Genomic DNA, 26670 nt, shown 5'->3' with positions numbered 1-26670 from the left:
TCCTCCTCTAATCCTTTAAACCACCAAGGGTCATTCCTTGTGTTAATTTTTTTTGAACAATAATATATAAAATCAAAGTTGGCAGCATGACAAGAACCATTCCTGCATACATTTGACCATAGTTTGCAGCAGATTTTTGAGCTGCCATCAAGTTCATTAACCCAACAGGTAACGTCTTATTCGGCCCTGGAATTAATGTTAAAGCTATAATGTATTCGTTCCAAAAAGCAAGAAAATTAAATAAAATGACGGCAATAATACTTGGACGAGCTATCGGAATCATAACTGAAATCATTGTTTTGAAATATCCGGCACCATCGACCAACGCCGCTTCCTCATACGTGGATGGAAGCGATTGAAAAAAACTAGACAGCAAGTAAATCGTGAATGGTAACGCCGTCGCCGCATATACCACAGCTAAAATAAATAAATTGTCTAATAGCAATCCATCACCTAGTTGGCCTCGTAAAAAGTTATCTCCGTCCAATAACATCAAGAAAATTGGCACAACAATGTAGTTCACATTGATGAATAATCCAGCTTTAAAAAAAGTATTTATCAATTTACTTCCTCTAAAGGTATATCTTGCCAACACATAAGCTGCTGGTAAAGCCACAATCAATAAAATAAGAAGGGCCAACGCAGTTACCATGACTGAATTCAACATATAGGTACCCATGTTTGCCTTTTGGAAAGCATCGATAAAGTTTTGAAAATAGAAACTTTTCGGCATGGCCCAAGGGCTTCCATAAAACTCCGAATTTTGCTTCACTGAGGCTAAGAAAACCCATGCAACAGGAATAACAATTGAAATTGCTAACGTAATAAGTGCTACGTAGATAAAGCAGCGATACATTGCTTCTGTAGTCATTCCTTTTTGTGTTTTCATTGTTTTTGGGGCTGGATAAGCTGATTCTACAGTCACTTCTTTTTGTGTTTCTATCGTTTTTGGATCTCGATAAGCTGTTTCTGTAGTCATTCTTTTTTGTGTTTCCATCGTTTTTGGACCTCCTTAATACTCCAACACTTCCCTTTTAGTAACACCACTGATAATTGCAGATAATGCGAATGAGAATAAGAAAATGACCACCCCAATAGCCATACCGTAACCGTAAGAAGAATTCGTGTAAGCCTGCTTATACATGTAGCTTAAAAACACTTCCGTCGATCCATCAGGTCCGCCGCCAGTCATTGCTTGAACGAGAAGAAAACTTAAATTAATCGTACTAATAACGAAGAAAGTTAACGTCGTCCGAATGTTGTTCCAAATTAACGGTAAAGTAATACTAAAAAATTGTCTGAACCGTCCAGCACCTTCCAAAGCAGATGCTTCATAAAAACTTTCCGGGATACTTGCCATTGCCGCCATATACATGACCATATAGTAGCCAATTGCTTGCCAAATGAGCGCCCCGCCAATGCTGTAAATGGCAAGTTTCTGATTTCCGAGCCACATCTTTTGTAGGTGTTCCAGGTTAAATAAAGCAAGTAAATTATTTAACAACCCTGTAGTTGGGTCATAAACTGCAGAAAATATTCCCGCGATAACTACAACCGATAAAATATTAGGGATATAAAAAATAATTCGAAAGAAGCTTTTTCCTTTTATTTTTTCTCTTGTTAACAAAGTGGCAAACAAGATCGCCATCACCATCGTGATGAGTGTGACGATAACAATCAAAACTATACTGTTTTGGAGAGACCGAAGGAAGTTCATATCATTCCATAAAATCTTGAAGTTTTCGAGCCCAACAAATACCTTATTATTAGAAAATCCTCCCCACTTATATAAGGACATCCTGAATACCTCAATCGTAGGAACAATCATAAAAATGGCTAACAGGATTAGTGCTGGTGCAGTACAAACAAAAATAAAAATTCTTTTCTCTGTCGTCTTATTCATGCCATCACCTCAATTAATAAGTACAACGGTGAGACTAGGCGACTCACCATTGTACATAGTGAAAACGAATTCATTTTAATGCAGACCGTAATTGGTCACTCACTTTTTCAACAGAGCTTTGCCAATCTTTCACCTTTTTATCACCAGAAACAACACTGTCAATCGTTCTAAATAATGTATCTGGCATACTTATACCTTCAACAGCTTTCGTTGCAGCAAATCCACCTATTCCCACTTTCACTCCATTATCATAGATACTATAGAATGATTTATTTTCACCTGTCAGTTTATTAGAAAGGCCTTTAATAGGCTGGATCGCACTCGACTCAGCAAAAATTTCAGCTGCCTTATCCGAATAAACAAACGTCATGAAGTCTTTAGCAAGTTGTTTATTTTTAGCTGCCGATGGAATCCACATTTGTTCAAAGAAAGTAAATGCATAACGGTCGCTATTAGCATCAAGTGTTGGTAAAGCCATCATGCCCCATTCAAACCCTTTAGATCGAGGAGCTTCTTTCATTTCACCAACTACCCACGTACCATTTGGCATAAACAAAGCTTTGTTATCGAGAATCAACTGTTGATTTTTCTTGTAGTCTTTATCATTTGCATTCGCAACAGTAGTTGGCTCTGTATACTTTCCTAATTTTCCGATAATTTCAAAAGATTTTGTTGCTTCAGAAGTTTCCCAAACACCATCTGTATATTTCATAGCTTTATTAAATAACTCAGGCCCGCCCACCCCTAGTAGTAAAGAATAGAAGAATGTATCAAAGTAGCCTGTAGTAGGATAAGTAAATAATGAAATCCCTTCTGCTTTCGCTTTATCTCCTAAAGCCCACATTTCGTCCCAAGTCTTCGGCACTTCCCAACCTTTTTCTTTTAATAAACTAGCATTATAAAATAATCCAGTTGGACTATAGAACATCGGTGCCATATAAATTTTACTGTCATTATAAGGATTAGTTGCAGGTGTACCAGTAAGCCCTGGTACTAACTTATCTTTGACTTTAACATCTTCACCATAAACATTTTTATCAAAAACATCAGTAATGTCTTCTAATGCTTTATCTTTAATCAAAGTTTCTGTTAGCGCCTGTTTTCTCCCAGTTGCCAACAACACAACATCCGGATACTTTCCTGCTTTCATATTTGAACCTATGACATCCTCAAGATTTTTGTCCACTGTCAATTTAACATCAACTTTAGGATTAGCAGCTTCATATGCGTCAATCACTTTGTTCCACATCTCTTTACCATAAGCCGATTCAAGTGTTGCCACATGAAGGGTTTGTTTTTCACTGGAGCCTTTACCATCCTTAGCGTTATCAACTTTTGTAGTATTACTTTGGCAAGCTATTAAACTAAAAGATAACAAAGCTGTCATTCCAGACAACAATAACTTTTTTTTCATCTTTATCTTACCCCCATCTCCTAATCTTCCTTTCATAATTAAAGAATACAAAATAGATAACGCTTTCACAATAAACATCTTGTTCTGTTTTTTAGATATCTTGCTTTTTACTGAATATCCCACTAAAATCTTTATAAAATAGATAAAAATTCTAAGAAGGAGGGATTCATTTGTCCAATGAAGTATATGAGATTCCACAATTTCAACGAAACCATCTTCCAGTAAAACTTCTTTATATAACAAAATCAAAATACGATAAAGATTGGCATAGTACCATTCATGCTCATCACTTTACAGAGCTATTGTATATTACTAAGGGCAAAGGCACTTTTATCTTTTACAAAGAAGAAATCCCTGTTCAAGAACACAATTTGATTATCGTCAATCCAAATATCGAGCACACGGAAAAGTCGGATACAAATCATCCACTCGAATATATTGCACTTGGTATTCAAGGCCTGTCCTTTTCATCCATAGAAAATCCTAGTCCTGTCACTATTCATAACTATAAACAGGATCAAAAAAACTTCCTCTTCTACCTTCAGCAATTGGTCGAAGAAGTGGAAAACCATCAAGAAGATTATGATTTGATTATACAAAATATTCTGGAAATTTTATTACTTAAGATGATGCGAAAAAAATCTTTTAATGTAGAGAAAACATCTACTCAAAAAATTAATAAAGATATTGAATTTATTAAAAACTATATTAAGCAGCATTTTCACGAAAATATCAGCCTAGATACATTAGCAAGCATTAGTCATATTAATAAATATTATCTATCCCATTCCTTTAGAAAATTCGTCGGTGTGTCGCCTATTGAATATTTAATTCAAACTCGTATTAGAGAAAGTAAAATTTTATTAGAAACTACTAACTATTCGATTTCTAATATTTCAACCATTACCGGTTTTTCTTCACAATCATTCTTTGCACAATCATTTAAACGAGAAATGAATCTATCTCCTTCACAATACAGAAACGCTATAAATTCTAGCAAAAACAAACTAGATTCTAGTGCAAAAATTTAAAGATAAATGCAATGAATCTATACTTCTTTAATATATTGTTACTATTATTTTGGAAAGAGAGTGTCCCTATGATTCAACAATTAAAAACATATTATGGTGAGGATATAAAAATCAATGAAGCTGTGTTGTCAGAAGATTATAGCTGGTTTTTAGTTGAAGGAAATAAAGTCGGGATTCGAAAAATTCGATTACATCAAAAGGAACATCAATTGCTTTCATCCATCTTAACACCCATTCATGCTGATACATTTTATAAAACGGAAAAAGAAAAATCGTGGTACGAAGCATTATACAGAAATAACAATATCCCTATACGATCAGTTCGTTTTTTACACTTCTTCACAACACAATCTATTGTAGAAAGAGAAGAATTTCAAGATGCTTTACAGTCTATGTTTTCTTTTACTACTACAATGTTATGGGAAACTTCGCAAGCCGGTGTCCTCATCTTAGAAGAAAACATAACGGAATCTGTATTGCAAACAGCCTTAGATACACTAGAAACAGATTTTTTTATATCCCTATCCTTCTTTGTTGGAAGACGTTATTCGCAAACAACTGAATTTACTTACCTGTATCAATGGGAACGAACATTATTTTCTGTTCTTTCTCCCTATTTATCAAAAAAAATTACATACATTGAACAACTTCTCCCTTATCAATTAATGATTTCATTACCAAAAGAAGAAAGAAAAAAATACACGAATCAATTATTAGAAAATATTTCAAACGATAAAGAACTAATAGATAGCGTTAAAGTATTCTTCCAGTGTAACTTAAATGTCTCTCTTGCAGCTAAACAATTATATTTACATCGTAATACTTTGCAGTATCGAATTGATAAATTCATTGAAAAAACAGGGATTAATATAAAAACCTTTGAAGGTGCAGTAGCAGTTTATATGGCGTTTCTTTCTTTAGATATCTCGTGAAAGACGATACAATATTCATTTCTCTTATATCATCATCGTTTTATAGTCCCTTGTGTGACTGGGAAACTCTATAAACTTATTTTTCTACGAGAAAAGAATACTTTCTTCCCATATCTATAGATGAACTTAAGTTCTACAGGAGCTTTCTCGTATCTTAAATCTGTAAACTTGCATAAAAGCTCCTCATTCTTTTGTGCACAATGCCAATTTACTTACGCCTTTAATAATCTTATAATTCTATCAATTACCAAAAAAGGAGTGGATATTTATGGCCGAACTTGTATTAGATCATATTTTTAAAGTTTATGATAATAAAATCACTGCCGTTTCTGACTTTAATTTACATATTAAAGATAAAGAGTTTATTGTATTTGTCGGTCCTTCTGGGTGCGGAAAATCAACAACTCTACGTATGATTGCAGGGCTAGAAGACATTTCTGATGGTTCGTTTTATATTGATGGGGATCGTATGAATGATGTCGCTCCAAAAGATCGCAACATTGCGATGGTATTTCAAAATTACGCACTCTATCCGCACATGACTGTGTATGATAATATGGCGTTTGGCTTAAAGTTACGCAAACTTCCAAAAGATGCAATTAATCGCCGGGTAACGGAGGCAGCAAAAATCTTAGGGCTAGAAGATTACTTACAACGAAAACCAAAGGCATTATCAGGTGGACAACGCCAACGGGTTGCACTAGGAAGAGCTATAGTCCGTGATGCAAAAGTATTTTTAATGGACGAGCCTCTATCGAATTTAGACGCAAAATTACGCGTAAGTATGCGTTCAGAAATTTCTAAACTTCACCGCCGTTTAAATACGACCACTATATATGTGACACATGATCAAACAGAGGCAATGACAATGGCATCACGCCTTGTTGTTATGAAGGATGGGCTCATCCAGCAAGTTGGAACTCCAAAAGAAGTATATGATACTCCTGAGAACATATTTGTTGGCGGATTCATTGGTTCTCCAGCTATGAATTTCTTTACTGGGACATTACAAGATAGCTATTTTCACATGGAAAATATCCGCTTCAAAGTACCAGATGGTCAACTAAAGACATTAAAGCAAAAAGGGTATAATGGAAAAAAAATCATACTCGGTATTCGTCCTGAAGACATTCATGATGAACCTATCGTTCTTCAATCTTCTCCTGAATCCACAGTCGAAATTACAGTAGAAGTTGCTGAATTATTAGGTGCTGAAACGATGATTCACGGAAAACTTTCAAACCAAAACTTTATTGCGCGAATTAACGCTCGTTCCGAGATTAAAACTAACGATACACTTCCATTAGCTTTTAGTTTAGCGAAAGCACACTTTTTTGATATCACTACCGAGCAAAGAATACGAAATAATTAACGAATGTCTAAAAAAATCCCGATAGAATTGTCCCGTAAGTAACTCAATCTTTCCATTTTATTGTATGCATAACTTCTACTTCGAAAAAATAGATGTAGCTACGACAAACATTTCTTGAAAAAGAATTCAAGACTAGATTCCACTATATATGCGACAGAACCATACTAAAAAACATCTCATAAAAATATGAGATGTTTTTTAGTAATTGTTATTCTTTCAATAAATCTATTAATCCATTCCCTTCAGATGTACGTTCATATCCTAAAGGTACAGTTCTTTTAATAAGTTGTGCATATATTTCTGGTTCTGATAACTTTCTACCATATTCCCTTTCACACTGCTTTATGAGCAATGCCAGTGCTCCAGCGACATGCGGTGTGGCCATAGAAGTACCACTTAATACCGCATATTTCCCTTCAGGATACGTAGATAATATTTCATCGCCTGGCGCCACTAAATCAATTTCTTGATTTGAATTACTAAAACATGCGATTTTCCGCTCTAAATTGACGGCACCCACTTCAATTACTTCTGAGTATGCACCTGGGAAATCTAGTTCCTCCGTATTATCATTACAATCTCCATTATTCCCAGCAGCACATACGACGAGAACATCTTGCTTTACCGCATTTTGAATTGCTTCATGTAATTCCGGAACGTCTTGCGGGCCACCAAGTGACATGGAAATGACTCTAACTCTTTCTTTATTAGGTCCTCTCCAATTTACAGCATAATGAATCGCCTCAATAATTTGCTCATAACTTCCAGAACCATCTCCTGCTAAAACCTTTAACACTAACATTTTAGCGAGCGGTGCGACTCCTAAAACACCAACTCCATTTTCAGTCGCTGCAATTGTCCCAGCTACATGAGTACCATGTCCGTTATTATCAAGATAAATATTTGGATCTCCTTCGTAATCTTTCGTGAAATTTCTTCCGCCGATAATACGATCCTTTAAATCTATATGATTCATATCACACCCTGTATCTAATACGGCAACAACAATATCTTTTCCTTTTGCACTCTTCTCCCATACTTGCGGAGCATGAATGAGTTGTACACCTGGTGGAATTTCATTTACTTGTTCAACTACCTTATCTACTGTAAAAGGAATCAATTGTATACCTTTTTGTTTATTCGCTGTACTACTGTTCATCGTAATCCCTCCTGAAAATATATTATTTTCATTTCAGACCACTTTTGAAAATGCTTACATGTAACATTCGTTTTAGTTGTTTCGTTTTCCTTCCTTAAAAATATTTCTCAATAAGGCTTACGAAATTTATACTACTCTTTTATTTATCTCGTAATTTGTAGACATCAAAAATCCGATTGGTACAACCAATAACCAAAATAAAAGGACCACTAAATTGGTCCTTTTATTGTCTTTCAAGAATGATATGAAATTTTTAAAATAATATAAATTAAGACTAAGCCTCACTCTTGTTTAAAAACTTCTCTATTTCTTTTATTAAATATTTCGCTCCATCTATACTAACAGTAATGTTTCCATTTGCTAATGATATGTTTTGATTTGAAACATCACCTGTTATTTGACAAGCATTGTAAGGTTGATATTTTTGTAAAATGACTTTGTCTTCTTCTACGAAAATTTCAAGCGGTGATTTAATTTGTATTCCCAATACATCACGTAATTCTTTAGGAATTACAATTCGTCCTAATTCGTCTACTTTTCGAATAACTCCTGTTGCTTTCATATTACTTCCTCCCTTACTTTTTATTAATTTTTTCACCTCGCTTTTTCCATTTTATCACTTTTTGGTAATACCTGCCTCTTTTTAGAAAATTTTGTACTCAAGTTAAAAAAACACATTTAACGAATATATAATCTCTCTTTCAATTGTTTTAAATAACGAGATCGAATCAGTAAGAAATATACAACTTGAATTCCTACGAAAATACTTAATACAATCGTATTTTCTTTAAATAGTGGGTACTCAAACATCTGCCCGAGTGCAGTTAACGCTACTGCCCCATGTAATGTTGCAACACCTATTGGAACAAAGAATAAAAGCGCCAATCGAATTGTAACTACTTTCGATAATTCTCTACTCGTTAAACCTACTTTTCGAATCATTTCAAACAAACGAGTATCATCCTCCAAATCAGAAAACAAACGGAAATAAAGGAAGCTTCCTGCACATACGAAAAATACAATACCGATAAAGAAACCTACAAATAGAATTGGTCCTGCAATTTGTAAACTTTGGTTTTGTGCGTACTCTTCTGCACTAAACGTTGCATGTTCTTCATAAGGTTTCATCTGATGCGTTAGTTCTTTCCCAACCTCAATTTCATCTTTCGTTCCTTCTGTTTTGTATACATAATTTTTTTCCTCTTTAAATCCATCTTGTAATGCATCATACTGCTTGTTAGAGATTACATAAACGTTACCTCTTATTATTTTACTTAATGAAGACGTATTAATTTTTTTCACTTTTAAAGGTTCATTCAAATGCGGCAACGTAATTTCTTTTCTTTCTTTCATCGGTGGTCCTGGTATATCAACTGCCAAAAATAAAACTTCTTTTTTTGATACCGCATGAAAGGGTTCTCCTGTTAACTTCGCATATTCCTTATAGTCTGATTCCTTTATAAACGTGGCGCTTCTTAACGACTGCTCCTCCGTTTTCTTCGTTGAAATATTAGTTTTTGAAGCTGCTATACTATGTTTCTTTAACCCTTCGTCAATCATCTTCAAATGCTGTGATTCATTACTATTTCCTTGCTTAGAATGATAGTGAAACGCAATTGGTCTCTCCATAATCGCCTTTGTCATTGATGTAAAGCCAACTAATGTACCTATTGCTGAAAATGCTACAGTTGAAATTATCGTTACAATAAAGAACATTCTTGCGTTATCTCTCATACGGTAAGCTAAATCTGACAACGTAATAATATTTGTCTGTGTCCAATAAAAACGTTTACTTTTTTTACATAGTCTAATAATAAAAACACTCAACTGCTTGTACAGCAAATACGTACCAATAATGACTACCGTTGTAACAGGAATCATCATGATAAATACCATTGCACCGTGTGACATAAGCGCTCCTGCATATCCGGCACTAAGCAATATAACTGCTAATATAGAAGAAATAATGGATGCTTTCGGTTCCGGCTTCGCTTCTGCCGATCCTCTAAACAATTTCATAATTTTATTTTTTCGAATCATTCCTGCACTAAACAATGAAATGATCATAAATAATACGAAAAACATCATACTCGTTACAACAATGGCTTTCATTGGAATGTAATAAGGTAAGGAAATATCTAACTTTAATATCATTGGAGCTATAAATAGTAATATTCCGGAAAATAGCATTCCAGCAAGTATCCCAAAAATAATTGCCCCTATTCCAATCATAATATTTTCAAAAAAGATAAGACGCTTTAATTGATATTTCGTCATACCTAACATCATTAAAATTCCTAGTTCACGCTTTCTCGTTTTTAAAAACATTCCCATCGAATATAAAATAAAGAAAAATGTAAATAAGTAAATAATGGACTGTGCAAAAGACATACTTACGAACACATATCGTCCCAATTCTCCAGCACTTAATGCCGGATGAAACGCAAAAAACGAATAAACAAAAAAGGCCATAATAGCAAATGCACTACTTAAAAAATATGCTGAATATGTTCGTCTATTTCGCGTCACATTCCGATATGCGAGTTCTCTAATATTCATATTACTTCTCCGCCCTTCTACTAACTATGTTCTTATATTAGTAAAGTACGGAAATCCCTTCCATCGATTCAAATGACAAAAACCTTACATTATTGAAAGGTTTCAAAAAAATTGCTTAAACGATGCAGTTTCATTATAATGACTACATTCATATTCATACACACATCCTATTGTATATTCGTTAATTTTGCGAAATAATAAAGGATAGAAGTATGTACCAATATACATATAAACTTATTTACCGCTTTAATATGAATAGGAGGAAAACATAATGACATTGCAAGAACAGATTATGAAAGCATTACACGTTCAACCTGTAATTGATCCGAAAGCAGAAATCCGTAAACGTGTTGATTTCTTAAAAGATTATGTAAAAAAAACAGGTGCGAAAGGATTTGTACTTGGAATTAGTGGCGGACAAGACTCTACATTAGCTGGACGTTTAGCTCAGCTTGCAGTGGAGGAAATTCGTAATGAAGGTGGTAATGCAACGTTTATCGCCGTGCGCCTTCCTTATAAAGTGCAAAAAGATGAAGATGATGCGCAATTAGCATTACAATTTATTCAAGCTGATCAATCTGTTGCATTTGATATCGCTTCAACTGTTGATGCTTTCTCAAATCAATACGAAAACTTATTAGATGAATCGTTAACAGATTTCAATAAAGGTAACGTAAAAGCACGTATCCGCATGGTTACACAATATGCAATCGGTGGACAAAAAGGGCTCCTTGTTATCGGAACAGATCACGCTGCAGAAGCTGTAACAGGATTCTTTACAAAATTCGGAGATGGTGGTGCAGACCTATTACCATTAACGGGATTAACGAAACGCCAAGGACGCGCTCTATTACAAGAATTAGGTGCGGACGAGCGACTTTACTTAAAAATGCCAACAGCTGATTTATTAGATGAAAAGCCAGGTCAAGCTGATGAAACAGAGTTAGGTATTACGTATGATCAACTTGATGACTATTTAGAAGGTAAAACAGTTCCAGCTGACGTTGCAGAAAAGATTGAAAAACGTTACACAGTGAGTGAGCATAAAAGACAAGTACCAGCATCAATGTTTGATGATTGGTGGAAATAAATAAAACATAAAAAAGAAGCTAATCTCATTTAGCTTCTTTTTTATATGTTAACGATATACCCCTACCCTTTTCTCCAATAAATCTTGCAGGCAATCTTCATGCTGTTTACAAAATAACGGTGGCATGTCGTCTAACGGGAAAAACTTCAAATCCAACGTTTCATCACCATCCACTTTTTTGTCGCCTCCAACTATTGAGCATGAAAAACACATCACAATTGACTGCGCCTTGTCTCCATTTGGATATGATTGAAAATATTTTGTATACACTCCAATAAGTTCATTTATTTCTACATCATACCCGGTTTCTTCTTTTATTTCTCGAATTGCAGTTTCCGCAGCCGATTCTCCTATCTCCATTGCCCCCCCTGGAAAGCCCCAAGCGTTAAAGTCGCCTCTTTTTTGCAGTAATACTTCTCCTTCTTTATTAAATACAAAACCACCGGCAAAGTTTAAGAAAACATAATCATGCCCTACTTTTTCGCGTAATTCTTTTATATAATTGGCCATTCTCTTTCCCCTTTTCATACTTCTTTTATCGCTATTCCTTATCTTTTTCAAGCAATTCAATAATTCGATCTAGCTTCTGATTCATATGCATCACTTGTTGTTTTTTTGCAGCACTGCTTTGCAATACTCTTTTAATGAACAAAGTAAATGATAGGAAAAACAAAACGATAAGTCCGATTACTAAACAAGTATATATCAATGTAAAAATATCACTCTCGAACAAATTCATTTAGATTCCACATCCTTCCTCCTTTCATTTTATTATATAATTCTAATTTTTGTAGTAATACATAAGAAAAAGAGCATCCTTTACAGATGCTCTCTTTCACCGATTAATACGTAAATGTAATTGTCGCTAATGAATAATCTGCCATCGCACTATAAGGTGCTACTTGATAAGACACACGCTTTGCACCTTTTGGCCAATTTATTTCATTTAATACTTTCTTTATATCTTGCATCGTCCCATCCATAGACTGCTTATATCGTACTTCTACCTTTTCTGGCTTAGAAGCAAATTGTTGCTGTAATTTCTTCTTAAAATCACTATAATTCTCTGCTCCGTATTGTGTAGACATATATTTTAAATTTGTTTCTTTTAACATTTGTTCATACGCCGCAGTCTTTGAACTACCCGCTTTTATTTTGTTTGTTAATTCATTAAAGTAGCTTGTAGTTGCTGCTGGATATTTGCTACGATCCCATTCGTGATCTTTACTTAACTGCTCGTCAGACATATTAAAATATGAATATGTTACACGTCCAGCTTTATCTGGCACTGGATCATCGAATGTAGTATCAAGGTGGTACCATTTGTTTTCAATGTTCACTAAATTCCATGCGTGAGCTTGTCCATTCCCTGTACCTGTTACAATATGGTTTTGGATACCTGCTTCTTTTAGTAATTCATATGTTAATAACGTATATCCTTGGCAAACAGCAGAGCTATTCGCTAACGCTTCATATGCTGTATATGCTTGATACGACGTGTCATACGATACATGTTTTACAACGTAATCATGAATAGCTTTTACTTTCTCATGATCATCCATCCCTGGTTTTACAATCGAGCCGATAATCGCTTTTGCCTGAGATTTTACATATTGTGTTTGCTCTTTCAATTCACGGTACTTCACTTGCAGTGTAAACGTATAGTTTCCTGGTAACCCTTTAATGGAATATCTAGTAGACGCTACATTATATTTTACATACTCATCTGCATCTACAATCTTATTAAACTCGCCATACAATTCATCCATAATACTTCTAGCATTTCTATCTTTTGTTTTATATGTGATTGTAATATTTTCTTCTCGATTATCAATCTGTTTTTTTAATTCTTTTTTGAAATCATTTAACAACTTTGTATCTGATTGCGATGTCGCTACAGTTTGATTTGTAGCTGCATAAGATACAGATGACGCGTGTAAGCCCCCCATTACTATAGTTGAACAAAGTGCGGCAGCTGTCACATACTTACTTGTCTTTCCCATCTCGTCACTCCTTACATTCTATAACTATACGAAAAAGTATCGTATAGTTTCAGAGTATACAATACTTTTTCGTATAGGTCATATGAGATTATGCATATTTAACATTGTAAAAGGGTTGTTCTTTTTACAAGAACAACCCTTTTCATTAACAAGTTTGTAATACACAACATACATTTTCAAAACGTCGATTTTTCAAGTCTTCATTTCCAATGCAGAAATAAAGCATCCCTAAATCTCCCCACATCATATTACAATTTTTAGTATCTGAATCAATTTGGAATAAAAGCGTCATTTGCTGCGGATCTATGTCCATATATTGTCCAGTCTCGTATAATACCTCATCTTGTACAGAAAATGGCTCACCAAATATTTGATGGTTATCATAGTTGTCTGGGATTAGCTCTTCAAGTAATTGTAAGAAACGGTCCGAATCAGCCTCATCTTCAATGAAAAGCTCTGGCAATTTATACGTTAATTCAAAAGTAATTGCACACTGGTTATAATTCGTTTGCAATTCATCTCCTCTTCGTAATTGCTCTACAGGAACATCATAATAAAGCACACGCCCCGCTTCGGTTGGATTCACATCTTCTTCAAAGTAATTTTCCACGGTAAAGAAATATAACATCCCCGTCTTAGGAAGATCGTGATTCATACCAATATTTTGTAAATCCTTTAAATTAAATTGTGCAATAAACTGTAACGTATTTCCTTTATGCGTTGGATATTCAAATGTAAATGGCAAGTCAGGAACCCCTCCCATTTTCGAACTACCTATCGCTACTGTTTCCTCCTGCTTTGGCACAACTTTTATACAAGGAAATACAGTATTCATAAGTTCCTCTTTTAAATGCGTCAGCCCATATTTATCAATTAATACTTCAATTTGTTTATTCATACATTCTCCTTATATTTACATACTTATTTGTATCATCGCACAAAAATTATACTCCATTCTTTGCAAAAACAACAAGCCTTCAAAAAAACGGGCTCATCTTCCATACGCGAACAAGTTAAAAAAAGCATAGTATACATTGTTCCTACAAACACGATAGTTCATTATTTCTTCCAGTACATTTTCCCCTCGTTCATTTTTATTTTTAATTTAAGGAGGAATTCCACATGGGTTACGGATATAGTTGCGGCGGTTACGGTTACGGCGGTAGTTGTGGTGGATGTGGTTATGGAGGCTTCGCTTTATTAATCGTTTTATTTATCCTTCTAATCATCATCGGAGCTAGCTGTTGGGGCGGCTTTGTAGGCTGCTAGTAAATTTAAAAACTATTGTAAAAAAGCACGTATAATACGTGCTTTTTTGCCATTTTCAAATATTTTATGTGAAAGGAAGTATGACTTTATGAAGATTGATGGTGTTTTTGAAGGAGGCGGTGTACGCGGAATTGCGCATGTAGGGGCAATTTGCGCGTTAGCTGAAAAAGGCTATGAATGGGAACGTGTAGCTGGAACATCAGCTGGTTCGATTATCGCTGCGCTCCTAGCAGCAGGATACTCTTGCTCAGAGCTAAAAACGATTATAACAAATATTGATTATGATAAATTTACGAAGAGAACCTTTATTGACAGAATCCCGTTTATTGGAAAAGGATTAAGCGCATGGACTACTCTTGGTATTTACTCTAATATTTTTATCGAAGAATGGATTGAAGAATTACTTCGAAAAAAAGGAGTTCACTTATTTACAGATTTACCTGATTTAAATAAGCTTAAAATTATCGCTTCTGATATAAGCAATGGTAAAATGGTTATCTTTCCTGATGACTTACCGAACTATGGATTTTTGAATTATCGCTTCTCTATTGCGAAGGCTGTAAGAATGAGTAGTACAATCCCCTTCTTTTTTGAACCGGTAAAATGGCGAACCCCAAAATGGAAACAACCTTGTTATATGGTTGATGGAGGGATTTTAAGCAATTATCCAATTTGGATTTTCGACTCCCCTACCTCTCCCCGCTGGCCGACTTTTGGGTTTCATTTCGTAAAAGATGAGATTCAAGCTGACCCTGCTCACTATAACGAGCCTATCTCCATGTTTAAAGGACTATTTAAAACAATGATGCAAGCCCATGATTTACGTCATTTAGACAAAGAATCAAAAGCAAGAACAATTACAATTCCAACAGGGTCCATTACTAGTACAAACTTTGAGTTAACAATAGAAGAAAAAGAGTGGCTATACAATTCTGGTTATAACGCCGCAAATAAGTTTTTACAATCGTGGAATTTCAGACAATATATTGATAACTATAGAAACGGAAATCAGGACCGAAAATCAAATCGTTATTTCCGTCAACTTGACTCATAATATTATTATCTTTTATACGAGAACACGTAACGCTTTCAAAAAATAAGCCTAGTAATATAATATATTACTAGGCTTATTTACTTTCTGCATCATTATTATACGTTGTTTAAGGATAAGTTAACCCTTCTGCTTCCTCTGCAGTAATAACGGTGTATCGATTTCCCGTTCGTAATCCTAACAATTCTGCTTTTTCAATTGCTTCCTGCTTCGTCTCCGCATAAGCAGCTAAATATTTTTCTCCATTGATAATTTGGCAAATTACATATTGTTTCATTACTCTCTCCTCTTACTTTTTCATTAGTTGTGCAAGTTTTTTTATACCTATTTCAATTTCTTCTAACGTTGCGTATGAATATGATAAGCGCAAAAATTGATTTGCACTTCTATCATACAAAGTACCTAAATTTAATAAAATCTTTTCTTTCAAAGCTTTGTCAAATAAGCTACGGTTTGAAACGGGTACATTCATATGTAACCAAATATAAAAACCACCTACTGGTTCATACCAAGTTGCTATATCACAACAATATTTCTCTAACATTTTTAACATAAAATCTCTACGTTTTTTCAACTGAGTTCTTACAAACAGTAAATGTTCATCATACAATCCATTTGTAAACCATTCCGCTGCAATTTGCTGGGAGATTGAACTCGAGCCATAATCCGTTTGCATTTTTATATCCGCCAATCTTTGAATGACTGGCTCTGATCCAACAATCCATCCGATTCTTAATCCTGGACTAATGACTTTAGACATACTCCCAATATGTAGTACAATTCCGTTTTTATCATATGCCTTTAAAGGCTTTGAAATAGGCTTATCAAACCATAAGTCTTGATATACCGCGTCCTCTATAATAGGCAATCCAATTTCATTACATATTTCCATTACTTCTATCCGTTTCTTCGCATTCATACTAAAGTTCGTCGGATTATGAAAAGACGGGATTGTATATAAAATAGATGCATTAAATTGCTTCTTATATTTTGGAATATATGATGCATGTAAACCGTTTTCATCCATCGGTATACCAATTAATCGCATTCCTGCTGATTGAAAAACATTAAGAGAATATAAATAAGATGGTTTTTCTAATAAGATAGATGCCCCTTTTGGTAGAAGCCCCATAGAAATAAGTTGCAACGCTTGAATTGCCCCTGAAACAATTAATATAGAATCAGGAGTTACATATACACCATGCCCTTTTAAATAGTCCGCAATTTTCTTCCTTAAATAAAAATTCCCTTTCGGTTCTTCATATCCAAGTATCATGTTCGACTTTAAAAGCTTATTCATAATATCTTTCATCTTTTTTTCAGGTAAAAGACTTGGCGCGAGTTCACCTGTTCCTAAACGAATTACATGCGGATAAAATTCAGCTTGATTAATTTCTTGAATAGCAGGCAGATTTGGATAATGAAGTCCCTTTTCTACATAAGACTGCCAATTAGGCGGGGGTGCGTATATTGAAGCATTCTCATTATTATTTACAACAATTGTTCCTTTTCTGCCATTTCCTTTAATATACCCCTTTGCCGCTAGTTCATCGAAAGCCATTACAATTGTACTCCGGTTCACACCAAATATATGTGCCAAATCTCTTTGCGAAGGTAATTTCGTTCCAACAGTCCATTCACCATTAACGATTCTTTCCTTAATATACGTTTCTATTTGTTTATATAGAGGAGTCGCTAGAGACATATTCGGTTTCCAAACGAATCTTTCCATCATATCACCTTATATTCTTTTTGGTTGGTAACCTCCCCAACCATATGGATGGATACAAATTTTCATTTCTTCTATACAATATACACTATCATAATAAATTTAAATAGGAGGAAATATGATGAGTGAAGCAATTATTCATGGTATCATTCTTGCATTTGGTCTTATCATTCCATTAGGTGTTCAAAATGTTTTCGTCTTTAACCAAGGTGGGAGCCAACCAAATATTTGGAGGGCAGCCCCTGTCGTATTAACAGCCTCTATATGTGATACGTTACTCATATTGATAGCGGTACAAGGTGTTTCCCTTGTACTCCTTACTTTTTCTTGGCTAACTAACTCGTTATATATAATTGGATTTTTCTTTCTCTTATACATGGGCTTTGTTATTTGGAGAAGTAACCCTTCCAACGATGTAAAACAAGAAAAAAGTATGCCCTTAAAAAAGCAAATCCTTTTCGCTGCATCGGTTTCGTTATTAAATCCACATGCAATTTTAGATACTATCGGTGTAATTGGAACAAATTCGATTCAATACATAGGAAGTGAAAAATGGGCTTTCACACTTGCAACTATTATCGTTTCTTGGATTTGGTTTATAAGCTTAGCTTTAGCGGGGAAATTTCTAAAAAGGTTAGACTCAACCGGAAAGACAATCATATTATTAAATAAATTTTCTGGTCTCATCATATGGAGTGTCGCACTTTATATGTTAAAACAAGTTATTTATTCCTAATGAACGAAAGAGAATTGCATGTTACTAAAAGCATCATACAATTCTCTTACAAATTATGAAGTAGGTTCTGGTTTCTTTTTTACGTTCTTTGCATCTTTTGCTGGTTTAATCCAAATGATTGCTATAGCAGCACCAATCCCAGCGAGAATACTTGTTACATAAAACACTTCATGGTCAGCACCTTTCATGAAAAAAGAGTATAGAGGTGGTCCAGCTGCTACACCGATAAATCGCATAGAACTATAAAATGACGTAACCGTCCCCCTTTGCTCCTTTTCAATTCCTTGTGTAATGAGAGCATCTAAACATGGGAGTGCCATACCAATTCCTACCCCCATAATAACGAGACAAAGAATTAGTAAATAAATTCCTTTTATAAATAAAGGAATGATGACTGATGCAGCAGCCATTAAAAAACCAATGTAAATACACTTCTTCATCACATTTTGGTTATCTCCAATTTTTTTGCCAGCCATATATGAACTAAGTGACAGTACAAGTAACGGGATTGCAAGTACACACCCTTTCCAAATACCATGAATGTCATACTTTGATTCCAATATAGTTGACAAATAAAAGAGAATTCCGAATAAAATAAGCATAATAATTGCACCTAATGCAAAAATGGCAATTAACCATCTTCCTTTTTCTCGAAACGTAGCAAGAATTGATTTTATAAACTCTTTAAGCGGTGGTACTTCTCCTTCTTGTTTCTTTGCCTTTACTAGAACAAGTAATAAAACAATTGATACTACGCATAAAACTGGAATCGCCCAAAACGGCAAGAACCATACAATGGCAGCCAGAGCAGACCCTAAAATAGGGCTCAACACTTTCCCAAATGTATTGGATGTTTCGATGATTCCTAAACCTGTACTAACTTGTTTTTCATCTTTGTATAAATCACCAACACACGGTATAACAACTGGCATTGCACCAGCAGCACCAATACCTTGAATCGCTCTACCGATCAATATCCAAGTGTAGGGATTATCAACTTTCCAAGATACCCAACCAGTTATCGCTCCTCCTATAGCCGCAATCAGCAAACTCGGAACCATTACCATCTTTCGTCCCCATCTATCTGATAAATAACCAGCAATCGGTATAAGTAGAATGGCTACGATAGAATAAATTGTAATAATCATGGATACTTGAAACGATGAAATATGTAATTTCTTTTCAATAGTAGGCAGAATTGGAATGAGCATTGAATTCCCTAATGTCATAACAAGTGGAACTGATGCAAGCGCAATCAAACAACAGTTTTCTTTTTTTAACATGTTGGCTTCGAAACCTTTCATCATATATTTCTTACCATATAATAGCCCCGCTGGAACATAACTTTTCATTCCACCAGGGCTATTACATTTTTACTACTTCCCATTCACAACAAAAGAAATTGGGGAAAATATAGTATTATTCCTATTCTTTGAATCCAGTTCACAATATATCCATACCAATTAATTGAAAAAAAAAGAAAGGAAGAATCCTTCCTTTCTCCTATAACCTTCTACAATTAGCGAGTATATCCGCCACCAAGTTGTTGTTCTGCCATCGCTACAAGGCGTTTTGTAATTTCACCGCCTACAGAACCGTTTGCACGTGAAGAAGTATCAGCGCCAAGTTGTACACCAAACTCTTGTGCAATTTCATATTTCATTTGATCTAAAGCCGCTTGTGCTCCATGTGATGCTAATTGATTAGAATTACGATTTCTAGCCATTACCAATCACCTCCTTATTTATATATAAATTGTGTTAAATTTTAATTTAAATACATGGTAATTTTTGGTTATTTATATTTTTAAAAAAGAGTCTCTACAATGAGAGACTCTTACATCATTTTATACTAAGAAGTTACTACTTCTAAATTTCTATTTGTTAGTACTTTCATTTCTTCTTTTCATATATCTTTCGCATTATGTCCAAACCATTCGAGTGAAACAAAAGAGGTATACCTTAATTGGTATACCTCTTTCAAACATGTAGTTTACATAATAATATTATTTATATCCTTCCAACAATACGCCGTCTCTTCCACCTGTACTCGCTCTAAAAATTTCGTATCCATTTTTTCTGGATTAAATTTTTCATAAAACTTTTTAGAAGGATTATTCGTAACAACCCAAACTAATAGCGATTGCATATCATTGTTTTTACAATCCGATAAGAAAGCTTGAAATAACTTTTGTCCTATTTTCATTCCTTGATACTCTTGTAAAAGGTAAATCGCATATAATTCTCCCTCACAATTGTATGTACCAGTTCTTTCTACTCCTCCATCGATGAATCCAACTATTTCTCCATTTAACGTCTCTGCTACAAATCTAAATTGATGGTTACTTTCTTTTTGAAAAATGTTTTCCCACTGTTTTTCCCGTTGCTCATATGTTATATTTTCTAAAATCTCGTTAGGGAATATGTCTTTATATGTTGTTTTCCAACTATCAGCGTGAACTTTTGCTATACATGGTATATCATCTTTTATCGCTCTTCTAATACGTACCTCCATCATTCTCTCCCCCCTTGTTTACTCATCATTATATCAATTTTCCCCCTTAAAAAAACAAACAAAAAAGAGTGAATTTACTTCACCCTTTTTTATTACAATTATCTACTTTCCACTTCAACTGAAACAACACGATCTATCTCTTTTAGTGAACTATACAGCTCAGTTGTATATAAATCTTCTGGAGCTAAAATAACCATCTCCAATTGCTGAAATGCTCCACTATCTATATCTTTAATCTTCACTCGTTTTACATGCATACCTAAATTTTTAATTTGCTTAAATATACCATCCAACTCATGATGCTCTTTTACAGTAATTTTTATAGATAAATCCTTTTGTCTTAATGAATACGGTCCTGCAATTTTCACAAGTTGCGGAAGTACATTAATTGCTAAAATAATTAAAATCATAGCAACCGTCGCTTGTAAATAAAATCCTGCTCCAATCGCAATACCTAAAGCTGAAGCAGCCCACACCATAGAGGCGGTCGTTAATCCAGAAATAACGTCATTACTTCTTCGTAAAATAACACCTGCTCCAAGAAAACCAATTCCACTCACAATTTGAGCAGCTAAACGCATGGGATCCATATTTGTATGCCCTGGAACAGAATATACATGTACGGATTCAATTGAAACCATCGTAATTAAACAACTTGCTACAGAAATAACCATACTTGTTTTCACACCAAGTGGTTTATTCTTTAGCTGCCTATCTATCCCGATGAATAATCCTAAAAAGAGTGCTAAACCTAATTTGAGTAAAAATTCATATGACATATTTCCAGTCTCCTTACTTTACAATGTTTCCCTTGGAATAATTCACTATAACTCTTTTATGATATCAATTCCAGTCTTTTCTATTCATTTAACGTAAAAAACCGAAAAAACATTTGTGACAATGTTTCTCCGGCTTTTTATTACTCTTAAAACTCTTCTTTATTTCTTATCTTTAATCTTAATCTCGGCATCTTTGTAGAATGCTAATTTACTGTCATTATACTCTTTTGTAAAATTGTTAAATTGCTCTTTTGATTTTTGTGCTTCCACAGTTAATTCATTAACAGCCTTAACTTTTTCACCAATCTCTTTTAATTTCGTTTCTTTTACTTTTAATTTTTCATACAATTCTTTTTCAGTCGCTAACGCCTTCGTATAATTTTCATTCATCTTTTGGAATGCATCATAACGATTTTTATACGACTCTTCTACTGCTTTCGCTTGTTTTTGTAACTTTTTATCTTCAAGCTTCTCTATATTTCCTTGAACGGATTTCGTTTCTTTCTGAGCTTTTTCTAGCATTTCTTTCTCATTTTTCAATACTTTTTCACGGTCATCTACATTTGCAGTAGCTTGCTCTATTTTCTTCATAACAGCGTCATTATGATCTTTACCTTCTTGCAAAATTTGAGAATATAGTTCTTGGCCTTCCTTCTCTAACTTCTCTAATTTTTTCGCTTCATCAACTAATGATTTTTCTTGTGTCGCCGCCGTTTCAAAAGCTGTATATAGGTTTTCTTCTGGTTTTTCACCGAAGCAACCTGTTAATAGTCCTACTGATAGAGCTCCAACTACTGCTACTTTTCCATACTTCAACGTTCATTCCTCCATTACATACGGTTATCATGCCAGAAATTCACTGGGAAGTGACTTTCTTCATGATAAGCTTCAAACTCATAACCCTTTTCTTTTAACCCTTTTAAAATTGCTGGCACAGCAGCAACAGATTGCGGATGAATATCATGCATTAAAATGACTTCTTGTGGTTTTGTTGCATTTGTTAATACATTTTGAGCAATTTGTGCTGCAGCTGCATCAACTTGCATTTTGTTATATTTCCAGTCTAATGAATCAATTGTCCAATCCCACACTTTAAGGCCACCTTCTACCACTTTATTTCGAAGACCTTCATTTAATCCTGGCATCGAACCGTATGGTGGACGTGTTAATTTAGGTGATTTCCCAATAATATTGGTGATTAAGCTTTGATCCTCTTTCATCTCATTTACATACTCGCCATTTTTATATAACTTTGCAAAATTATGCGTCATACTATGCATTCCTACGTAATGACCTTCTGCATTTTCTCGTTTCACTAAATCTGGAAACTCTTTTACATTCGCTCCAATTAAAAAGAATGTCGCTTTCGCATCATGTTGTTTTAACGTATTTAATAATTCAGCCGTATATTTCCCTGGGCCATCATCAAATGTAAGATAAGCAACTTTTCTTTCCTTGCCATTAAAACGACTTGGTGCCGTTTTATTCATTTCTACTTTTGGTTGTTCACTTGCGAGTTGTACTACATTTTCTTGTTTTGCAACAGCCTTTGCTGGTGAAGTAATGGATTGAAACATGAAATACCCAATAGCTACTGCTGCAATCGCTATTAAAACGAATACTACTCGTTTAATTTTAAAAGCTTTTTCCATTCTATCGAATTCCTCTCCCTATTAATCTTATATATAAATCACCCAATATAATTATACATCTATTTATTTTATTACACTATATAAACAGACTTTATATGTATTATAATGGGAGTTTTATCAAAATGGTCGTTCCTATTCCTTCTTTACTTATAATATTTATTGTACCTCCATGAAGCTCCACCATTTTTTTAACGATAGCTAAACCAAGACCAGCACCTGTAGCATGATTATTAATCTGGTAAAATGACTGTTCTATATACGGTAAATGCTCTTTAGCAATTCCAATCCCATCGTCTTTCACCTTTATGACTGCTTGTCCTTCATTTTTAGTCGCTTCAATATATACTTTACCATTTTTATGTGAATATTTAATGGCATTTTGAACAATATTCAAGAAAATTTGCTTTAGCCTATTTCGATCTCCTATCAATTCAATTCGTTCTATAGTTTTGATGAACTGCATTTTCTTCTCTTCAGCATTAGGAGTTAATTGCCAAATCGTCTCCTCTAGTATATCGTATAATTGCACCTTTTGTTTATATAAATTAAAATGATTTGATTGCAATCTTGAAAAATCTAGCAATTCTTCTACTAAGTGAATTAATCGGTCTGTCTCACCTGAAATAATCCCCATGCCTTGCTTTATTTCTTCTTCCGTTAAATGATCTACCGTTTTTAACGTTTCACTCCAACCTTTAATTCCAGTTAAAGGGGTTCGTATTTCATGAGAAATAGAAGCAATAAATTCATTTTTCATCTGTTCCGCTTTTTCTATTTTATCAGACATATGATTTAAACTATGTGCTAACTCACCTAATTCACCAGGATAATCTTCTTTAATTTTCTTCTTTAATGTACCTTCTGCAATTTGAGAAGAAGCATGAATAATAGATTCGATAGGTTTCACAAACGAATTTGCTAATCGTCTACTGATTAAGAATACAATTCCTGAAATAACAATACCTACAGAAATCGTAAACATTATAATTTCAATAATCTTAGCATATACATGTGTTAATACAGTCGTATACTTTAAAACACCGATCGTTTGTCCTTGATGAATTAGTGGACTAATTACTTCCAATTGTTTCACATTGTCTTTCGTAGTAGTGACTTGATGATACATTTCTCCTTCTAGTAATGAATACGGAATAACTACTTTACCTTCTACCCTTTGTCCACTTGAAGATTGTATAACCGAACCATGACGATCAATTAACTGTAATTCTGTTCCTTCTAATTCAAAACTACTAATGATGTCACCACTATATTCTTGCAAACGAATAAAGTATAATGAATTGTATTCAGAGAAAAATCGTGTACTTGTCTTCGCATGAGATTCTACATATTGCACAATACCGTTATAATAATATCGATAAACGGAGACTGAAAATACGACTTCAAATAATACAAGCATAAGTATAATGACCGTCATAAAATATAAAGTCACTTTTCTTTTCATCTTATACTTTCCTTCCACACATATCCTTTTCCCCACACAGTAAGAATAAATTCAGGTTCTGATGGATTACATTCTATCTTTTGACGTAACCGCCTCATATTTACATCTACTACTTTCGTCTCACCTACATAATTCGTTCCCCAAATCATATTTAAAATTTCATCACGTGAAACTGGCTTTGAAGCCTGATTCATTAAATACTGTAATATCATATACTCTGTAGGGGTTAATTCGACTAGTTGTCCGCTTTTATATAATCTTTCTTCTATTATATTTAAAGAAAACGGGCCAGATGTAATAGTATTCGCTTTTTCATCATGTACTTCTATTCTTCTTAGTAACGATTGTATACGTGCAGTTAGTTCCACTGGACTAAACGGCTTTGCAATATAATCATCTGCACCAATTCCTAACCCTTGTACCTTATCTTCATTTTGTACGCGCGCAGTTAACATAATAATTCCTATTTTTTTATTTTCTTTCCGAATCGTTTTACAAACTTGAAAACCATCCATTCCCGGTAACATTACATCAAGTAAAGCTACATCTACAGTATGTTCACATAAAATTTGTAACGCTTCTTCTCCAGTACTGGCTTCTAATACATAAAATCCAGCACGTTTCAAATTTAGGACAATAAAACTACGAATAGGTATTTCATCTTCTAAAACTAAAATTGTTGGCATCATTTCCACCTCCCTACTCTTGTTGATAATCCGCTAGCGGCTTTACATATATTTTCACTTTTTCAAAATGTGGTTGTTTCGGTACAGCATATACGTGAGAAGCCGTTTTAACTGCTGCGCTGTATCCTTTTATTCCAAACCATTCTTTCCGCTTAAACATATGAACTTCAAGCCATGTTTCATTTGTACTTGTCTCCAAAAACTTTTGAGAATTTGATTCCTTTTGCTCATCTGATATCGTAATTTTCCCTATTAACTCTTTAGGAATTTTCACATAATATCCCTTTTCTATATCGATATATCTTTCTTCAATTGGCTTAATCCCCGATTCACTCCACTGTATGTAACGTTCAAAGAGCGGACTATCACCATGTGGTTTATCTTCCCAACCTTTTGGACGCACAGTACGAACAAATTCAATAATGCCGTCTTCATTAACATCTTTACTTTCTACAACATATTCATTGAACAAATCTTCTTTCCCATCTATAGGTAATACCTCATAATGATTCTCATCAAATTTTGCTACATACGTTATACCTGAATGAGCACCAACTCCTGCATCAATTACAATCGCCTTTAGTGATTTAGAAATACGGCCCATTTGTATTCTTTGAATGCTATTTATAAATGGATCGAATGATGCTTCAGATAACGTCTTAAATTGTTCAATGAACTCAACTATCAACTTCTCATCTTTTTCATACGTAACAAGACTTAAATCTTTCAGTCCATTTTTATTTAGATCGTCTATGAATAACTTCGTATAATTCCGATTATATATTTCCCTCATATCTTCATTTTCTTCCGAAAAAACATACATAACATGTTTTAACGATTCACGGTCTACAGAGATTCCGATTAACAACTCTCGTTTCCCGTTTCCTGTAAAATCACCAACTTCAACAATATCTACATCTCCACCATTAAATTTATGTGTGGACTTCGTTTTCCAACCATTCCCGTTTTTTTCGTATACGGCTAAATATACACTATGATCTGCATTCGGCAATTTATAAAATATAATGGCTTCTTTCTTATTATCTTGTTTAAAATCCATTGACCAAATCATCTGTTTATCTTTATTAGACATTGGAGTAAGCAATCGATAATTAACAGGCAAATCTTTATCTATTTGCTCTTTTAGTTCATTAATCCATTTCTCATTGGCAGGAGCTTCCATTAAATTTGTTGGAGCTTCAGACATTTTACATCCAGTCAATATAAAAATGATTCCCATAATGCCTATCCATTTCTGCATATAATATCTTTCCTCATTACAGATTTTCATTATTTCTCTTTACTTTTTGCTTCTCCAATATTCTCATA

Annotated in this window: 28 protein-coding genes; 7 read left to right on the top strand and 21 right to left on the bottom strand. The window is 34.2% G+C overall.

The genetic code is table 11. The annotated features are described in order from the left end of the window. Positions 1-7: 7 nt before the first annotated feature. The 3 genes from MR147_RS02315 to MR147_RS02305 all read right to left on the bottom strand — a co-directional run bounded on the left by MR147_RS02315 (position 8) and on the right by MR147_RS02305 (position 3317). On the bottom strand, positions 8-997 hold the full coding sequence (locus MR147_RS02315) for a carbohydrate ABC transporter permease (protein ID WP_000449885.1): 990 nt from the start codon (positions 995-997) through the stop codon (positions 8-10). A 15-nt stretch (positions 998-1012) separates the two neighbouring features. Next, positions 1013-1903 (bottom strand): carbohydrate ABC transporter permease, encoded by an 891-nt coding sequence (locus tag MR147_RS02310; protein WP_242303589.1) that lies wholly within the window; start codon positions 1901-1903, stop codon positions 1013-1015. A gap of 70 nt (positions 1904-1973) precedes the next feature. Continuing rightward, positions 1974-3317, bottom strand: a complete 1344-nt coding sequence (locus MR147_RS02305; protein ID WP_242303588.1) for a carbohydrate ABC transporter substrate-binding protein — start codon at positions 3315-3317, stop codon at positions 1974-1976. Positions 3318-3487: 170 nt separating this feature from the next. On the opposite strand from MR147_RS02305, the gene MR147_RS02300 reads away from it, so the two are divergent. The 3 genes from MR147_RS02300 (at position 3488) to MR147_RS02290 (ending at position 6652) form a co-directional block, all read left to right on the top strand. After that, the gene (locus MR147_RS02300) at positions 3488-4348 is read left to right on the top strand and encodes an AraC family transcriptional regulator (protein WP_074607210.1); all 861 of its coding nucleotides are present in this window, start codon (positions 3488-3490) and stop codon (positions 4346-4348) included. Positions 4349-4416: 68 nt separating this feature from the next. After that, entirely contained in the window at positions 4417-5280 is an 864-nt protein-coding gene (locus tag MR147_RS02295; protein WP_000615939.1) for a PucR family transcriptional regulator, read from the top strand. A gap of 268 nt (positions 5281-5548) precedes the next feature. Continuing rightward, complete coding sequence (locus MR147_RS02290; protein WP_074607208.1) at positions 5549-6652, top strand: ABC transporter ATP-binding protein; 1104 nt, start codon at positions 5549-5551, stop codon at positions 6650-6652. A 208-nt stretch (positions 6653-6860) separates the two neighbouring features. Here MR147_RS02290 and MR147_RS02285 read toward each other — a convergent pair whose 3' ends face one another. The 3 genes from MR147_RS02285 to MR147_RS02275 all read right to left on the bottom strand — a co-directional run bounded on the left by MR147_RS02285 (position 6861) and on the right by MR147_RS02275 (position 10370). Next, positions 6861-7811, bottom strand: a complete 951-nt coding sequence (locus MR147_RS02285) for a serine protease (protein WP_001089035.1) — start codon at positions 7809-7811, stop codon at positions 6861-6863. Between the two features lie 274 nt (positions 7812-8085). Continuing rightward, complete coding sequence (locus tag MR147_RS02280; protein ID WP_000648330.1) at positions 8086-8373, bottom strand: AbrB/MazE/SpoVT family DNA-binding domain-containing protein; 288 nt, start codon at positions 8371-8373, stop codon at positions 8086-8088. A gap of 116 nt (positions 8374-8489) precedes the next feature. Beyond that, on the bottom strand, positions 8490-10370 hold the full coding sequence (locus tag MR147_RS02275; protein WP_074607206.1) for an ABC transporter permease: 1881 nt from the start codon (positions 10368-10370) through the stop codon (positions 8490-8492). A 271-nt stretch (positions 10371-10641) separates the two neighbouring features. On the opposite strand from MR147_RS02275, the gene nadE reads away from it, so the two are divergent. Continuing rightward, entirely contained in the window at positions 10642-11460 is an 819-nt protein-coding gene (gene nadE, locus MR147_RS02270) for an ammonia-dependent NAD(+) synthetase (protein ID WP_000174879.1), read from the top strand. A gap of 48 nt (positions 11461-11508) precedes the next feature. On the opposite strand, the gene MR147_RS02265 is transcribed toward nadE, so the two are convergent. From MR147_RS02265 to MR147_RS02250, 4 genes are all read right to left on the bottom strand, one after another. After that, positions 11509-11970 carry an NUDIX hydrolase gene (locus MR147_RS02265; RefSeq protein WP_000035005.1) on the bottom strand — a complete coding sequence of 154 codons (462 nt, stop codon included), beginning with the start codon at positions 11968-11970 and terminating at the stop codon, positions 11509-11511. 31 nt (positions 11971-12001) lie between these two features. Beyond that, complete coding sequence (locus MR147_RS02260; RefSeq protein ID WP_001048092.1) at positions 12002-12199, bottom strand: DUF4083 domain-containing protein; 198 nt, start codon at positions 12197-12199, stop codon at positions 12002-12004. A 103-nt stretch (positions 12200-12302) separates the two neighbouring features. Next, positions 12303-13463, bottom strand: coding sequence for a transglutaminase domain-containing protein (locus MR147_RS02255; protein ID WP_242303587.1), 1161 nt, complete (start codon positions 13461-13463; stop codon positions 12303-12305). Positions 13464-13608: 145 nt separating this feature from the next. Further along, complete coding sequence (locus MR147_RS02250) at positions 13609-14361, bottom strand: YwqG family protein (protein WP_242303586.1); 753 nt, start codon at positions 14359-14361, stop codon at positions 13609-13611. A 224-nt stretch (positions 14362-14585) separates the two neighbouring features. Between MR147_RS02250 and MR147_RS02245 the strand changes: the two genes are divergently transcribed. Both MR147_RS02245 and MR147_RS02240 read left to right on the top strand, forming a co-directional pair. Then, positions 14586-14732 carry a YjcZ family sporulation protein gene (locus MR147_RS02245; RefSeq protein WP_000540425.1) on the top strand — a complete coding sequence of 49 codons (147 nt, stop codon included), beginning with the start codon at positions 14586-14588 and terminating at the stop codon, positions 14730-14732. Positions 14733-14820: 88 nt separating this feature from the next. Beyond that, positions 14821-15786 (top strand): patatin-like phospholipase family protein, encoded by a 966-nt coding sequence (locus tag MR147_RS02240; protein WP_074607200.1) that lies wholly within the window; start codon positions 14821-14823, stop codon positions 15784-15786. A 106-nt stretch (positions 15787-15892) separates the two neighbouring features. Here MR147_RS02240 and MR147_RS02235 read toward each other — a convergent pair whose 3' ends face one another. Then, positions 15893-16060, bottom strand: coding sequence for a DUF3933 family protein (locus MR147_RS02235; RefSeq protein ID WP_000816383.1), 168 nt, complete (start codon positions 16058-16060; stop codon positions 15893-15895). 12 nt (positions 16061-16072) lie between these two features. Beyond that, positions 16073-17515: an aminotransferase-like domain-containing protein gene (locus MR147_RS02230; RefSeq protein ID WP_074607198.1), complete on the bottom strand. Its 1443-nt coding sequence runs from the start codon at positions 17513-17515 to the stop codon at positions 16073-16075. A gap of 118 nt (positions 17516-17633) precedes the next feature. Here MR147_RS02230 and MR147_RS02225 point away from each other — a divergent pair, with 118 nt between their 5' ends. Next, positions 17634-18248: a LysE/ArgO family amino acid transporter gene (locus tag MR147_RS02225; protein WP_242303585.1), complete on the top strand. Its 615-nt coding sequence runs from the start codon at positions 17634-17636 to the stop codon at positions 18246-18248. A gap of 53 nt (positions 18249-18301) precedes the next feature. Here MR147_RS02225 and MR147_RS02220 read toward each other — a convergent pair whose 3' ends face one another. From MR147_RS02220 to MR147_RS02180, 9 genes are all read right to left on the bottom strand, one after another. Continuing rightward, entirely contained in the window at positions 18302-19531 is a 1230-nt protein-coding gene (locus MR147_RS02220; protein ID WP_046197775.1) for a bacillibactin exporter BcbE, read from the bottom strand. Between the two features lie 236 nt (positions 19532-19767). Further along, complete coding sequence (locus MR147_RS02215; protein ID WP_000113545.1) at positions 19768-19974, bottom strand: alpha/beta-type small acid-soluble spore protein; 207 nt, start codon at positions 19972-19974, stop codon at positions 19768-19770. A 266-nt stretch (positions 19975-20240) separates the two neighbouring features. Next, on the bottom strand, positions 20241-20762 hold the full coding sequence (locus MR147_RS02210; RefSeq protein ID WP_139302745.1) for a GNAT family N-acetyltransferase: 522 nt from the start codon (positions 20760-20762) through the stop codon (positions 20241-20243). A gap of 98 nt (positions 20763-20860) precedes the next feature. After that, on the bottom strand, positions 20861-21541 hold the full coding sequence (locus MR147_RS02205) for an MgtC/SapB family protein (RefSeq protein WP_000119508.1): 681 nt from the start codon (positions 21539-21541) through the stop codon (positions 20861-20863). Positions 21542-21700: 159 nt separating this feature from the next. Then, complete coding sequence (locus tag MR147_RS02200; RefSeq protein ID WP_000873555.1) at positions 21701-22357, bottom strand: YkyA family protein; 657 nt, start codon at positions 22355-22357, stop codon at positions 21701-21703. A 14-nt stretch (positions 22358-22371) separates the two neighbouring features. Further along, positions 22372-23193, bottom strand: coding sequence for a peptidoglycan-N-acetylglucosamine deacetylase (locus tag MR147_RS02195; RefSeq protein WP_074607191.1), 822 nt, complete (start codon positions 23191-23193; stop codon positions 22372-22374). A 100-nt stretch (positions 23194-23293) separates the two neighbouring features. Beyond that, positions 23294-24655, bottom strand: coding sequence for a sensor histidine kinase (locus tag MR147_RS02190; protein WP_074607189.1), 1362 nt, complete (start codon positions 24653-24655; stop codon positions 23294-23296). Then, complete coding sequence (locus MR147_RS02185) at positions 24652-25341, bottom strand: response regulator transcription factor (protein ID WP_074607187.1); 690 nt, start codon at positions 25339-25341, stop codon at positions 24652-24654. The genes MR147_RS02190 and MR147_RS02185 overlap by 4 nt, the downstream gene beginning before the upstream one ends. A 13-nt stretch (positions 25342-25354) precedes the next feature. Beyond that, positions 25355-26602: a hypothetical protein gene (locus MR147_RS02180; RefSeq protein WP_001174805.1), complete on the bottom strand. Its 1248-nt coding sequence runs from the start codon at positions 26600-26602 to the stop codon at positions 25355-25357. Positions 26603-26670: the final 68 nt, after the last annotated feature.

The sequence above is a fragment of the Bacillus cereus group sp. BfR-BA-01350 genome (assembly GCF_022663775.1).
Lineage (GTDB): Bacteria > Bacillota > Bacilli > Bacillales > Bacillaceae_G > Bacillus_A > Bacillus_A paranthracis.
The sequence above is the reverse complement of the archived record's forward strand: the minus strand, read 5'-3'. Positions and strand labels throughout refer to the sequence as shown.

Bases quoted from the DNA above. Each gene is read 5' to 3' on its own strand.
- MR147_RS02185 (WP_074607187.1), bottom strand. From the start codon at position 25,341: ATGCCAACAATTTTAGTTTTAGAAGATGAAATACCTATTCGTAGTTTT.
- MR147_RS02205 (WP_000119508.1), bottom strand. From the start codon at position 21,541: ATGTCATATGAATTTTTACTCAAATTAGGTTTAGCACTCTTTTTAGGA.
- MR147_RS02180 (WP_001174805.1), bottom strand. From the start codon at position 26,602: ATGCAGAAATGGATAGGCATTATGGGAATCATTTTTATATTGACTGGA.
- MR147_RS02225 (WP_242303585.1), top strand. From the start codon at position 17,634: ATGAGTGAAGCAATTATTCATGGTATCATTCTTGCATTTGGTCTTATC.
- MR147_RS02295 (WP_000615939.1), top strand. From the start codon at position 4,417: ATGATTCAACAATTAAAAACATATTATGGTGAGGATATAAAAATCAAT.
- MR147_RS02305 (WP_242303588.1), bottom strand. From the start codon at position 3,317: ATGAAAAAAAAGTTATTGTTGTCTGGAATGACAGCTTTGTTATCTTTT.
- MR147_RS02215 (WP_000113545.1), bottom strand. From the start codon at position 19,974: ATGGCTAGAAATCGTAATTCTAATCAATTAGCATCACATGGAGCACAA.
- MR147_RS02265 (WP_000035005.1), bottom strand. From the start codon at position 11,970: ATGGCCAATTATATAAAAGAATTACGCGAAAAAGTAGGGCATGATTAT.
- MR147_RS02275 (WP_074607206.1), bottom strand. From the start codon at position 10,370: ATGAATATTAGAGAACTCGCATATCGGAATGTGACGCGAAATAGACGA.
- MR147_RS02240 (WP_074607200.1), top strand. From the start codon at position 14,821: ATGAAGATTGATGGTGTTTTTGAAGGAGGCGGTGTACGCGGAATTGCG.
- MR147_RS02260 (WP_001048092.1), bottom strand. From the start codon at position 12,199: ATGAATTTGTTCGAGAGTGATATTTTTACATTGATATATACTTGTTTA.
- MR147_RS02250 (WP_242303586.1), bottom strand. From the start codon at position 14,361: ATGAATAAACAAATTGAAGTATTAATTGATAAATATGGGCTGACGCAT.
- MR147_RS02255 (WP_242303587.1), bottom strand. From the start codon at position 13,463: ATGGGAAAGACAAGTAAGTATGTGACAGCTGCCGCACTTTGTTCAACT.
- MR147_RS02315 (WP_000449885.1), bottom strand. From the start codon at position 997: ATGGAAACACAAAAAAGAATGACTACAGAAACAGCTTATCGAGATCCA.
- MR147_RS02210 (WP_139302745.1), bottom strand. From the start codon at position 20,762: ATGGAGGTACGTATTAGAAGAGCGATAAAAGATGATATACCATGTATA.
- MR147_RS02230 (WP_074607198.1), bottom strand. From the start codon at position 17,515: ATGGAAAGATTCGTTTGGAAACCGAATATGTCTCTAGCGACTCCTCTA.
- nadE (WP_000174879.1), top strand. From the start codon at position 10,642: ATGACATTGCAAGAACAGATTATGAAAGCATTACACGTTCAACCTGTA.
- MR147_RS02190 (WP_074607189.1), bottom strand. From the start codon at position 24,655: ATGAAAAGAAAAGTGACTTTATATTTTATGACGGTCATTATACTTATG.
- MR147_RS02245 (WP_000540425.1), top strand. From the start codon at position 14,586: ATGGGTTACGGATATAGTTGCGGCGGTTACGGTTACGGCGGTAGTTGT.
- MR147_RS02235 (WP_000816383.1), bottom strand. From the start codon at position 16,060: ATGAAACAATATGTAATTTGCCAAATTATCAATGGAGAAAAATATTTA.
- MR147_RS02310 (WP_242303589.1), bottom strand. From the start codon at position 1,903: ATGAATAAGACGACAGAGAAAAGAATTTTTATTTTTGTTTGTACTGCA.
- MR147_RS02220 (WP_046197775.1), bottom strand. From the start codon at position 19,531: ATGTTAAAAAAAGAAAACTGTTGTTTGATTGCGCTTGCATCAGTTCCA.
- MR147_RS02290 (WP_074607208.1), top strand. From the start codon at position 5,549: ATGGCCGAACTTGTATTAGATCATATTTTTAAAGTTTATGATAATAAA.
- MR147_RS02280 (WP_000648330.1), bottom strand. From the start codon at position 8,373: ATGAAAGCAACAGGAGTTATTCGAAAAGTAGACGAATTAGGACGAATT.
- MR147_RS02195 (WP_074607191.1), bottom strand. From the start codon at position 23,193: ATGGAAAAAGCTTTTAAAATTAAACGAGTAGTATTCGTTTTAATAGCG.
- MR147_RS02285 (WP_001089035.1), bottom strand. From the start codon at position 7,811: ATGAACAGTAGTACAGCGAATAAACAAAAAGGTATACAATTGATTCCT.